The sequence below is a fragment of the Nonomuraea polychroma genome, assembly GCF_004011505.1.
Lineage (GTDB): Bacteria > Actinomycetota > Actinomycetes > Streptosporangiales > Streptosporangiaceae > Nonomuraea > Nonomuraea polychroma.
In genome coordinates this window covers 5168691-5180786 of sequence record NZ_SAUN01000001.1, presented here as the reverse complement: position 1 = coordinate 5180786, position 12096 = coordinate 5168691, and the positions used below count along the sequence as shown (strand labels likewise).

10 protein-coding genes are annotated in these 12096 nt (G+C 69.4%); 9 read left to right on the top strand and 1 reads right to left on the bottom strand.

Annotated elements, in window-relative coordinates:
* The first annotated feature begins 29 nt into the window (after positions 1–29).
* The 8 genes from EDD27_RS23620 to EDD27_RS23585 all read left to right on the top strand — a co-directional run bounded on the left by EDD27_RS23620 (position 30) and on the right by EDD27_RS23585 (position 10140).
* Positions 30–992, top strand: a complete 963-nt coding sequence (locus EDD27_RS23620; RefSeq protein ID WP_241564212.1) for an ABC transporter permease — start codon at positions 30–32, stop codon at positions 990–992.
* 8 nt (positions 993–1000) lie between these two features.
* Positions 1001–1876, top strand: coding sequence for a carbohydrate ABC transporter permease (locus EDD27_RS23615; protein WP_127934309.1), 876 nt, complete (start codon positions 1001–1003; stop codon positions 1874–1876).
* Entirely contained in the window at positions 1873–2493 is a 621-nt protein-coding gene (locus tag EDD27_RS23610) for a rhamnogalacturonan acetylesterase (protein ID WP_127934308.1), read from the top strand. The genes EDD27_RS23615 and EDD27_RS23610 overlap by 4 nt, the downstream gene beginning before the upstream one ends.
* A complete protein-coding gene (locus tag EDD27_RS23605) occupies positions 2490–5072 on the top strand; it encodes an exo-rhamnogalacturonan lyase family protein (RefSeq protein WP_127934307.1) in 2583 nt (860 codons plus the stop codon). Before EDD27_RS23610 ends, EDD27_RS23605 begins: the two co-directional genes overlap by 4 nt.
* Before the next feature lie 112 nt (positions 5073–5184).
* Positions 5185–6783, top strand: a complete 1599-nt coding sequence (locus EDD27_RS23600) for an ABC-F family ATP-binding cassette domain-containing protein (protein ID WP_127934306.1) — start codon at positions 5185–5187, stop codon at positions 6781–6783.
* A gap of 113 nt (positions 6784–6896) precedes the next feature.
* Positions 6897–7112 (top strand): helix-turn-helix domain-containing protein, encoded by a 216-nt coding sequence (locus tag EDD27_RS23595; protein WP_020547488.1) that lies wholly within the window; start codon positions 6897–6899, stop codon positions 7110–7112.
* Positions 7113–7236: 124 nt separating this feature from the next.
* Positions 7237–8058 (top strand): enoyl-CoA hydratase/isomerase family protein, encoded by an 822-nt coding sequence (locus EDD27_RS23590; RefSeq protein WP_127934305.1) that lies wholly within the window; start codon positions 7237–7239, stop codon positions 8056–8058.
* Between the two features lie 195 nt (positions 8059–8253).
* Positions 8254–10140 (top strand): ABC transporter ATP-binding protein, encoded by a 1887-nt coding sequence (locus EDD27_RS23585; RefSeq protein WP_127934304.1) that lies wholly within the window; start codon positions 8254–8256, stop codon positions 10138–10140.
* Here EDD27_RS23585 and EDD27_RS23580 read toward each other — a convergent pair.
* Positions 10112–10993, bottom strand: a complete 882-nt coding sequence (locus tag EDD27_RS23580) for a sulfotransferase family protein (RefSeq protein WP_127934303.1) — start codon at positions 10991–10993, stop codon at positions 10112–10114. The genes EDD27_RS23585 and EDD27_RS23580 overlap by 29 nt on opposite strands.
* A gap of 180 nt (positions 10994–11173) precedes the next feature.
* On the opposite strand from EDD27_RS23580, the gene EDD27_RS23575 reads away from it, so the two are divergent.
* Positions 11174–12067 (top strand): S66 peptidase family protein, encoded by an 894-nt coding sequence (locus tag EDD27_RS23575; RefSeq protein WP_127934302.1) that lies wholly within the window; start codon positions 11174–11176, stop codon positions 12065–12067.
* Positions 12068–12096: the final 29 nt, after the last annotated feature.

Sequence of the window (12096 nt, the reverse complement as noted above, 5' to 3'; positions counted from 1 at the left end):
ACGGGCCCCTCCCCTAGAAAGGAGGCCGAGTGGCCACCGACCTGGCGCCGCCACCGGTCAAGGCGGCCAAGGTAGCCGGGCACAAGCCCGACAGAGCCCGCACGCTGTGGCGCTACCGATGGCTGTACCTGCTGCTCATCCCCGGGCTGGCGTACTTCATCGTCTTCAAGTACGTCCCGATGCGCGGCCTGCAGATCGCCTTCCAGGACTTCGTGCCGTTCCTGGGCTACAACGGCAGCGAATGGGTGGGCTTCAAGCACTTCGTGGACCTGTTCACCGGGCCCGACTTCGGCCGCTTGATGTACAACACGCTGTACCTGGCGTTCCTGAACGTCATCTTCGTCTTCCCGGCGCCGATCATCGTGGCGCTGATGCTGAACGAGCTGCGGATCAACATCCTCAAGCGCTCGGTGCAGTCTCTGATCTACATCCCGCACTTCCTGTCCTGGACGATCGTCGCGTCGCTGACGTACATCCTGTTCTCCGTCGACTACGGCGTCCTCGCGGGCTGGGTCCATGAGATTCTGGGCGGGCAGAAGATCGACTACGTGGCACAGCCGGACTGGTTCCGGCCGATCATCATCCTGCAGACGCTGTGGAAGACCACCGGGTGGACCACGATCATCTATCTGGCGGCGCTGGCCGGGGTGAACCACGAGCTGTACGAGGCGGCCAGGATGGACGGCGCGGGACGGTGGCGGCAGCTGTGGCACGTCACGCTCCCGGCGATCCGCCCGACGATCGTCGTCATGGCCATTCTCATGTCCGGCAACCTGCTCGACATGAGCTTCGAGCAGATCTGGCTCATGACCAACAACCTGAACCGCGCCACCGCTGACGTCTTCGACACCTTCGTCTTCTACGTCGGCATCAACCAGGGCGCGTTCAGCTACGCGACCGCCGTCGGCCTGTTCAAGGGCGTTGTGGGAGTCCTGTTGATCTTCGGTTCCAACTGGCTGGCCAAGCGCCTCGGCCAGCGTGGACTGTTCTAGGAGCGCTCATGTCTGTGAACCAATACCGCTCTGTGGGCAGCCGCATCTTCGACGCGATCAACATCGCCGTCCTCGTCGGGCTGGGGATGATCACGCTCCTGCCGCTGCTGTACGTCCTGGCCGGATCGTTCGCCTCGGAGTCGGAGATCTCCTCGCGGACGTTCTTCCTGTGGCCGGAGAAGTTCGTCACCAGCACCTACGAGTACATCTTCGCCACCGACGTGTTCATCAGGGCGCTGCTCACGACCATCGGGGTGACGCTCGTCGGTACGGTCATCCAGGTCGCGCTCACGCTCACCATGGCGTACCCGCTGGCCAAGCGGTACCTGCCGGGCCGCACCCTGGTGCTCAACCTGGTGATCTTCACGGTGGTGTTCAGCGGCGGCATCATCCCCACCTACCTCGTCGTCCGCGACCTGGGGATGCTCAACAGCTACTGGGCGCTGATCCTGCCGCTCGCGATCAACCCCTTCTACCTGATCATCGTCAAGAGCTTCTTCCAGGAGCTGCCCGAGGCGCTGGAGGAGGCGGCACGCATCGACGGCGCCACCGAGATGGGCGTCTTCTTCAAGATCGTCCTGCCGCTGTCCAAGCCGATCATCGCGACGTTCTCGCTGTTCTACGCCGTGGGCATCTGGAACGACTACATGTCGCCGCTGCTCTACATCGACGACTCCAGCAAGTGGACGCTGCAGGTGCTGGTGCGCCAGCTCACCGGCGCGGACGCGCAGAACGCGCTGTCGGCGCTGGAGACGGTGTTCTTCCCCACCCAGGGGCTCAAGTTCGCCGTCGTGGTCATCGCCACGCTGCCGATCCTGTGCTTCTACCCGTTCCTGCAGAAGCACTTCGTCAAGGGTGTGCTGATCGGATCGGTCAAGGAATGACGGCTGCGATCCTGCTGGCCGGGGACTCGACGGTGGCCTCGTGCCCGGCGTTCGAGGCGCCCATGTCGGGGTGGGGCGCGCAGCTCGGCGCCTACGTGGGCCGCCCGGTGCGCAACTTCGCCAAGGGCGGCGCCACCACGGCCGGCCACCGCGCCGAAGGGCTGTGGGCGGCGCTGCTGCGCGAGGTCGTGCCCGATGACCTGGTGGTGATCCAGTTCGGGCACAACGACCAGAAGGATCCCGGCCTGCCGTACCAGGACAACCTGCGCGCCTTCGTGAAGGAGGCGCGCGGGGCCGGGGCGCGGCCCGTCCTGTGCACGCCGGTGCAGCGGCGCCGGTGGGAGAGCGACCGGCTGGTCCCCACGCACGGCGGCTACCCCGACCAGGTCCGCGCGCTGGCCGCCGCCGAGGACGTACCGTTGATCGACCTGACCGCGGCCACCACCGAGCTGTACGAGCGGCTCGGCCCGGAGGGGTCCAAGACCCTGTTCACGCACTTCCCGCCCGGCGTGCACCCGCTCTACCCGGACGGGATCGCCGACGATACCCACTTCTGCTTCCGCGGCGCCGACGAGGTGGCGAGGATCGTCGCGGAGCGGCTGAAGGAGTTCGCATGACAGCATTGCGCTGGCTGGACCGACCGGGGGAGCAGGGGGTGACCTGGGGAGTCCCGTGGCCGCGCGGCGCGGTCGAGCCGGACGCGCCGTTCGCCCTGGCCGGCGCGGACGGTCGCGAGGTGCCCGTGCAGAGCTGGGTGACCGCTACGTGGCCGGACGGCTCGGTCAAGTGGTCGGCCCACGCCATCGGCGCCCGGCCCAGCGCCACTGAGTACCGGCTGGAGCCGGGCCGCGAGCCCGCCACGCTCCCCACGCCTGTCACCGTCGCCCGCGAGGACGGCGTGCTGACTGTCGGCACGGGCGTGGTGACCTGGACGATCGAGGAGAGTGGCGGCACGCTGGCCCGGTCGATCTCGCGCGGGAGCCGCGAGATCGCCAGGGACGTCCGCCTCGTCAGCCTCCGTCAGGCCGAGCCCACTCCCGACGAGGGCGGCCCGGTGGCTCGCGAGCAGGCCACCGGCGTGGTCGAGCGGGTGACGGTCGAGCAGGACGGCCCCGTGCGGGCCGTGGTGCGCCTGGAGGGCCGGCACGGCGACTGGCTGCCGTTCACCGTGCGCCTGTACTTCTACGCCGGCGCCGAGGACGTGCGGATCCTGCACACGTTCGTCTGGGACGGCGACCCCGAGCGCGACTTCCTGGCCGGGCTTGGCCTGCGGGCCGACGTCGTCATGCGCGATGAGCTCCACGACCGGCACGTCCGGCTCGCCGGGGACCAGGGTTTCCTCACCGAGGCCGTGCGCGGCCTGACCGGGCTGCGCCGCGACCCCGGCGAGTCCGTACGCCGGGCGCAGGTCGCCGGCCGGCCGTGCGGCGAGATCGACCCGGAGGTCGGCAACCGCTTGCACCTCATCCCCGCCTGGAACGACTACACGCTCGACCAGAGCTCCGCCGACGGCTTCACGCTGCGCAAGCGCACCGCCGAAGGACACGCGTGGGTGACGATCCCGCCGGGCACCCGCTCGGCCGGCTACGGCTACGTCGGCGGCGTCAGCGGCGGCCTCGGCTTCGGCCTGCGCGATTTCTGGCGGCTGCACCCCACCCGCCTCGACATCAGGAACGCGGCCACCGATCTCGCCACCGCGACCGTCTGGTTGTGGTCGCCGTCGGCCCCCGCCATGGACCTGCGCTTCTACCACGACGGGATGGGCCAGGACACCTTCGCCGAGCAGTTGGAGGGTCTGGAGGTCACCTACGAGGACTACGAGCCGGGCTTCGGCGACGCCCACGGCGTGGCGCGTACCCACCAGCTGACCCTGCGCGCTGTCGACGCCACGCCCTCCTCGGCGGACCTGGCCGCCTGCGCGGCCGCCATGAACGAGCCGGGGCTGCTCGTCGCGACTCCCGAGCGGGTGCGCGAGGCCGGCGTGTTCGGCATCTGGGAGCTGCCCGACCGCTCCACGCCCGCGCACGCGCGGATCGAGGACCGCCTGGACTTCCTGTTCGACCTGTACGTCCGGGAACGCGAGCAACGCCGCTGGTACGGGTTCTGGGACTACGGCGACGTCATGCACACCTACGACGGGGATCGGCACACCTGGCGCTACGACATCGGCGGCTACGCCTGGGACAACTCCGAGCTCTCGCCCGACCTGTGGTTGTGGCTGCAATACCTGCGCACCGGCCGGGCCGACGTCTTCCGCTTCGCCGAGGCCATGACCCGGCACACCGGCGAGGTCGACGTCTACCACCTGGGCCGCTGGAAGGGCCTGGGCAGCCGGCACAACGTGCAGCACTGGGGCTGCAGCTGCAAGCAACTGCGCATCTCCAACGCCGCCTACCGGCGCTTCTACTACTACCTGACCGCCGACGAGCGCACCGGCGACCTGATGGACGAGCTCAGCGTGCCCGAGGAGACGTTCACGATCATCGACCCGCAGCGCAAGGTGCGTCGGGACGTCTACACCCCGGACCCGGCGGCGCTGTCGGTCGGGCTCGGCACCGACTGGGGCTCACTGGCGGCGGCCTGGCTCACGCGCTGGGAACGGCACGGCGACGAGCGGGCCCGAGACCGGCTGCTGGGCACGATGGCCGACATCGGCGCGCTGCCGCAGGGCTTCCTCACCGGCGACGCCCGGCTGAACCTGGAGACCGGTCGCTTCGACACCTCGACCGACAGGATCTCCGTCTCGCACCTGTCGTCGTTGTTCGGCCTGCCGGAGATCTGCGCCGAGCTCATCGCACTCGACCTGGGCATACCCGGGTTCGAGCGGGCGTGGCTGGACTACTGCCGCCTCTACCTCGCCCCGCCGGAGCAGCAGGAGGCCGAGGCAGGGCAGCGGCTGAGCGGCATCTCGCTGATCCAGGCGCACAGCAGGCTCACCGCGTACGCGGCCGCCCGCACCGGTGACGCCGGCCTGGCCGCGTGGGCGTGGCGGAAGTTCGCACTCGACGAGGGCGACCAGCTCAACACGAACCCGTTGCAGCGGCAGCAGAACTGGGAGCTGACGCTGGTGGACGGGCCTGAGGTGCTCTCGCCCGTAGGTGAGGCCCCGTTCGTCAGCACCAACGACGCCGCGCAGTACGGCCTGGCCGCCATCCACAACCTCGCCCTGATCGGCAAGCACCTGGCGGAGCGTTAATCGGAGGTATGGCTCCGTGCGGGGCCATACACTGATCCCTATGCACACTCCCGATTGATCGGCGTCGCACGCCCAAAACCCTCGTTTCCTAGCTCGGGAGTGTTCCGCCACCATGATCATCGCCAATGATATCGAGCTGCGCGCGGGCGCGCGCCTGCTCATCGAGAAAGCCACCTTCCGGGTCAACGCCGGGGACAAGGTCGGGCTCGTCGGCCGCAACGGCGCGGGCAAGACGACGTTGACCAAGGTCCTCGCGGGCGAGGCGCTGCCCGCCGCGGGCTCGGTCACCACCAGCGGCAGCGTGGGCTACCTGCCGCAGGACCCGCGCACCGGCGACCTGCAGGTGCTGGCCCGTGACCGCATCCTGTCCGCGCGCGGGCTCGACGAGGTGCTGCGCAAGCTGCGTGAGGCGGAGCTCGGCATGTCGTCGGCCGATGAGCGCACGCGGGAGAAGGCGGTCAAGCGGTACGGCCGGCTCGAGGACCAGATGCACGTCCTGGGCGGCTACGCGGCCGAGGCAGAGGCGGCCTCCATCGCCTCCAGCCTCGGATTGCCGGACAGGGTGCTGACACAGCCGTTGCAAACGCTTTCCGGGGGGCAGCGCAGGCGCGTGGAATTGGCGCGCATTCTTTTCAGCGGGGCGGAAACTCTCCTTCTCGACGAGCCGACAAACCACCTAGATGCGGACTCAATCGGGTGGCTTCGTGATTTTTTGCGATCTCATCAGGGCGGCTTGGTGATCATCAGCCATGACGTCGACCTTCTTGAAGCGACGGTCAACAAGGTCCTGCACCTGGACGCCAACCGGTCGGTGATCGATCACTACAACGTCGGCTGGAAGGCATATCTGGCCCAGCGGGAGACCGACGAGAAGCGCCGCAAGCGCGAGCGCGCCAACGCCGAGAAACAGGCCGGCGCGCTGCTGGCGCAGGCCGACAAGATGCGTGCCAAGGCCACCAAGGCGAAGGCCGCCCAGGACATGATGCGCCGTGCGCACCGCCTGCTGGCCGGCACCGAGGAGGAGCGCAAGAGCGACAAGGTCGCGCGGCTGCGCTTCCCCGAGCCGCAGCCGTGCGGGCGCACCCCGCTCATGGCCGAGGGCCTGTCCAAGTCGTACGGCTCGCTGGAGGTCTTCACCGACGTCAACGTGGCCATCGACCGCGGTCACAGAGTCGTCATCCTCGGGCTGAACGGCGCGGGCAAGACCACGTTGCTGCGCCTGCTCGGCGGCATCGAGGAGCCCGACACCGGCGAGATCCGCCCGGGCCACGGCCTCAAGGTCGGCTATTACGCGCAGGAGCACGAAACCCTCGACTCCGGGCGGACGCTGCTGGAGAACATGCGCTCGGCCGGCGGCGAGTTCACCGACACCGAGTTGCGCAAGGTGCTCGGCTCGTTCCTGTTCACCGGCGACGACGTCGACAAGCCCGCCGGAGTCCTGTCCGGCGGCGAGAAGACCCGGCTGGCGCTGGCCATGCTGGTGCTCTCGAGCGCCAACGTCCTCCTTCTCGACGAGCCCACGAACAACCTCGATCCGGTCAGCCGCGAGCAGGTTCTCAACGCTCTAAGGTCGTATTCAGGAGCAATCGTCCTAGTCACACATGACGAGGGTGCCGTTGACGCCCTGTCACCGGATAGGGTGATCTTGCTACCTGACGGAACTGAAGACGCGTGGAGCGACGAATTTTCCGATCTTGTGGCACTTGCCTGATCTTAATTTGAGTGGGTACGGATCTTTTCCCGTGGAGTAGGTAGCCGATCCCGCTGAAATGACTGATCATGGCGGAGTAACGCTGCGGAAGTCCGGCACTACAGGAGGTACTCGTGGCCGAGACACTGAAGAAGGGCACCCGGGTCACCGGGGCCGACCGGGAAAAACTGGCCGGCGATCTCAAGAAGCGCTACGCCGCGGGTGAGAGCATCCGCGCCCTGGCCGCTTCGACCGGTCGGTCCTACGGGTTCATCCACCGCATCCTGAGCGAGTCCGGTGTGACTCTGCGTGGGCGCGGCGGGGCGACCCGAGGCAAGTCCAAGCGCTGACGGCCGCCTCGGAACGTGCGACCGCAGCCGCCCGTCCCTAGTCAGCCGGCGTCGCGCCCGAGCCAGAATCATATTCTGTAGGCTCGGGCGCGACGGTCAGCACTGTGGCTGGAAGGAGCGGGCGATGGCGGAAGCAGAGGCGCAGCAGCGTGGGGGGTATGCGGAGGACGTCTCAGCCGAGCGATTGGCGGAGATCGGGCTTCGCTTCGAGGTGGACGGTGAGATAGCGACGATCACGCTGGACCGGCCGGACAAGCGCAACGCGCAGACGTTCGCGACATGGTCGGCACTGGCTCGCATCGGCGAGAGCCTGCCCGAGCAGGTGCGCGTCGTCGTCGTGAAAGGTGAGGGACCGTCCTTCTCGGCAGGTATCGACCTGCGGATGTTCACACCTGAGGGAGTGCCCGGACAGGGCTCGTTCAGCTCGGCGGTCAAGATCGGGGACGCCGAGTTCGAGCAGCGCATCAGGCAGGCCCAGGCGGGGTTTCTGTGGCTGCGCCGCCCGGAGATCGTCTCCATCGCCGCAGTGCAAGGGCATGCGATCGGGGCGGGATTTCAACTCGCGCTCGCCTGCGACCTGCGGATCGTGGCCGATGATGTTGCGTTTTGCATGAAGGAGCCCGCACTGGGCCTGGTGCCCGATCTCACGGGGACCAAGCCCCTGGTGGAGCTGGTGGGCCTGGCCAAGGCGATCGACATCTGCCTGACGGCCAGGACCGTGCACGCGGACGAGGCCATGAGGATCGGCCTCGTGGAGAAAGTGGTCGCCCGGGGCGACCTGTCGCAAGCCGTACGAGACAAGGCCGCGGAGCTGCTGTCGACCAACCGGGACGCGGCTGTCGCGACCAAGCGACTCCTCCAGGGAGCGCGATCACGCACCCTGGAGGAGCAGAGCGTGGCAGAGGGCCTGGAGCAGGCCGCCCGCATCAAGGCCCTCTTCCCCTGACCGGCCCACCCACCGGCGGCTTCCGAACCGCGCACCACGGCGACGGGGGAGGGCGGGACCGAAGGGCGCGGGACCGGCACGGGGGCCGGGCCGGCCGGGGGTAGTGTTCGAGCCGGGGCGGTTTCGCGGTGAGCAGACACGGGAATCGGCCCGCGGCACGGGGCGCTGTCTCCGGCGAGGAGGTGGGATCCCCGCATGGCGATGATGGGCGGAGGCTTCGGGCCCCACGTGATGGCGTCGCTGCGCCGCGACGATTCGGTGACCAAGCAGCGGCTGCGCCCCGGCACGGTCCGGCGCATCGCCGGCTACGCCCGGCCGTACACGAAGCAGATCGCGGCGTTCCTGGCGCTCGTCGTGGCCGGCGCGGTCATCGTGATCGCCAACCCGCTGCTGATGAAGGCGATCATCGACGACGGCATCCTGCCCAAGCGGCCGGACGTCGTGATCGGGCTGGCGGTGGCGATCGCCGTGCTCGCTGTGGTGGACGCCGGGCTGACGCTGGTGCAGCGGTGGTTCTCGGCCCGCATCGGCGAGGGCCTGATCTACGACCTGCGCACCGAGGTGTTCGGCCACGTGCAGCGCATGCCGGTGGCGTTCTTCATGCGCGCGCAGACCGGCGCGCTGGTGAGCAGGCTCAACACCGACGTGATCGGCGCCCAGCGCGCGCTGACGAGCACGCTGTCGTCGGTCGTCTCCAACGTGGTCAGCCTGGTCCTCGTGCTGGGCGCCATGCTCGCCCTGTCGTGGCAGGTGACGCTGGTCGCCCTCGTCCTGTTGCCGATCTTCATCGTGCCGGCCAAGTTCGTCGGCCGCCGCATGTCGGCGCTGACCCGCGAGCAGATGCAGCTCGACGCCGAGCTGAGCTCCGTCACGACCGAGCGGTTCAACGTGGCCGGCGCCATGGTGGCCAAGCTCTACGGCCGCCCCGAGGACGACGCGCACGTGTTCGGCAGCCGCGCGGCCCGGGTGCGTGACGTCGGCGTGACCGTCGGCATGTACGGCACCGTGTTCCGGGTGGCGCTGGGCCTGGTCGCGGCGTTGGCCACGGCCCTCGTGTACGGCATCGGCGGCGTCCTGTCCGTCTCGAACGTCTTCGAACTGGGCACCCTGGTCGCCCTGGCCGCGCTGCTGATGCGCTTGTACGGCCCTCTCACGTCGCTGTCGAACGTGCACGTCGACGTGATGACCGCGCTCGTCAGCTTCGACCGCGTCTTCGAGATCCTCGACCTCCAGCCCATGGTGGCGGAGAAGCCCGGCGCCGTGCCGGTGCCGGACGGGCCGGTGACGATCGAGTTCGACGACGTGCGCTTCCGCTACCCGGCCGCCGAGGAGGTCTCGCTGGCCTCGCTGGAGTCGGTCGCCAGGCAGGACACGGGCCCGTCCTATCCCGTGCTGAAGGGCGTGTCGTTCACGGCCCGCCCCGGGCAGATGATCGCCCTGGTCGGCCACTCCGGCGCCGGCAAGACCACGATCACCTCACTGGTCTCCCGCCTCTACGACGTCAACGAGGGCGCCGTCCGGATCAACGGCCTCGACGTGCGCGACGCCACGCTCGCCTCGCTCCGCGAGACCGTGGGAGTGGTCATGCAGGACGCTCATCTCTACCACGACACGATCGCGGCCAACCTCCGCTATGCCAGGCCGGAGGCGAGTGATGAGGAGATCTGGGAGGCTCTCAGGGCCGCGCAGATCGGCGACCTCGTCGAGAGCCTGCCCGAGCGGCTCGAGACCGTGGTCGGCGACCGCGGCTACCGGCTGTCGGGCGGTGAGAAACAGCGGCTGGCGCTGGCCAGGCTGCTGCTCAAGGCGCCGCGTGTGGTCGTGCTCGACGAGGCCACCGCGCACCTGGACTCGGAGTCGGAGGCGGCGGTGCAGAAGGCGTTGAAGACCGCGCTGGAGGGGCGTACGTCGCTGGTCATCGCGCACCGGCTGTCGACCATCAGGGAGGCCGACGAGATCCTCGTCGTGCACGAGGGCCGCGTCGCCGAGCGCGGGCGCCACGAGGAGCTGCTGGCCCGCGCCGGCCTGTACGCCGAGCTCTACCGCACCCAGTTCAGCACTGGTGATAGCCCAGCCGCTTGAGCTCCTCGCGGGCCACCTTCTCCACCAGCTCCAGGTCGTCCGGGCGCAGGCGGGCCCGCCAGGATCCGCTCTTGGCCGCGTGCCCGTACAACGCGACCTTGGGCACCCGCGTCTCCAGGAACTCGGTGAGCGTGGCCACCGCCTGCGCCGGCTTGAGCACCAGGTCCTCGTAGCGGATCGTCAGCAGCTGCTCCGCGGGCAGCGTCCTGCGCAGCTCGGCGCTCAGGCGCACGGCGCCGCGCCAGCGCAGAGCGCACTTGCCGGCCGCCGGCATGGCCTTCCACCGGTCGAGGTGCTCGTCCTTGTTGACGCCCAGGAACGCGTTGGGGAACTCGGTCTGCTCCGTCAGCATCGCCGGCCGGAACCAGGCCAGGCACGCGGGATCGGCCAGCATGTCGGCCGCGACGTCCCGGCCGTCCCGGATGAGCTGCACGAAACGGGCGTCGGGAAACGCTTGCAGCAGCACGGGGGCGCTGTAGATCAGGTCCGGGCTGCCGTCGCCGAACCGGGTGATGTCGCCGGTGTCCACGCACGGGCCGGCGCCGGTGACGCCGCCCGCCTCCCTGCACGGCTCGGCGCACTGCCGGCAGGAGCCGGGCAGCACCTGCCAGGACTCGGCGAGCGCGTCGCGCAGGACGCGTACGGCACCGGACGTGCGGGCGATGGACGGCTTGCGGGCGAAGGCGTAGACCACGTGCGCCACGCTCGGGCGGCCCATCGTCACGTGGCAGCCGGGCGCCCGTTTGAGGGCGCGGGCCAGCAGGTCCGTGCCGGAATGCGGCGCTCCGAGCAGGAAGACGGGCCGGCGGACCTTGATGCCGTTGACCACGAGGATGTGGGGCGGAAGTCGCATACGGAGGTCAAGTGTGACACCGTTTGTCAGGTGAACGAGCACAGCGCGCCGGAGCTCGCGGCTCCTCGCCCGAGAAGGTCATCGAGCTGCATGGCACCGTGCAGCGCGCCGAATGCCTCTCCTGTGGCCTGATCACGCCGATGCCGGAGACACTGCCCGTACTCGTTCAGGAGTTGATCGATGCAGCAAGGTGACACCGTCGCGATCGTCTCGCCGTCGGGGCCGCCCGACCCCGTCCTGCTCGAACGCGGCGTCCAGCGGCTGGAGAGCCTCGGGCTGAAGGTGACGGTCGGCGCGCACGCCCTCGACCGGCAGGAGCTCGACTACCTGGCGGGCGGCGACGCCGCCCGGGCCGCCGACCTGCAGGCCGCCTGGTGCGATCCGGCGGTCTCCACGGTGTTCTGCTCCCGCGGCGGGTACGGCGCCGCCCGGCTGCTCGACCTGCTCGACTGGGACGCCATGCGAGGCGCCGGTTCCAAGGTCCTCGTCGGGTCGAGCGACATCACGGCGCTGCACAACGCGTTCGCCATCGAGCTGGGCGTGCCCACGCTGCACGGCCCGATGGCGGCCTGTGAGGTCCTGGCCGGCGAGCGGGGCCCCGAGCCGAGCAGCTGGGAGAGCCTGCAGGCGGCGCTCTCCGGCACGCCCGCGCCCGTGCGCGGGGATCGGGTGCTGGCGCCGGGCCGGGCCGAGGGGGTGTTGTCCGGGGGCAACCTGTCGCTGCTGGCGTCCATGTGCGGCACCCGGTGGCAGCCGTCGTTCGCCGGCAAGATCGCGTTCCTGGAGGACATCGGGGAGGAGCCGTACCGGATCGACCGCATGCTGACCCAGTTGCTGCAGGCCGGGGCGTTCGACGGGGTGCGGGGGATCGCGCTCGGGTCGTGGGTGGACTGCGGCGACCCGTATCCGGTTCTCCACGACCGTCTGGGACCGCTCGGAGTGCCCGTTCTGGCGGGGCTTCCGGTGGGACACGGGGCACCTCAGATGAGTGTGTGGCTGGGGAGACTTGGGGTTATCGATACCGAATCGTGCTCGCTAGCTGACACGCTCCGGGATGGGGAGCAGGCAAGGTAGGAGGGACGAATCCGACAGAAAGGGACACG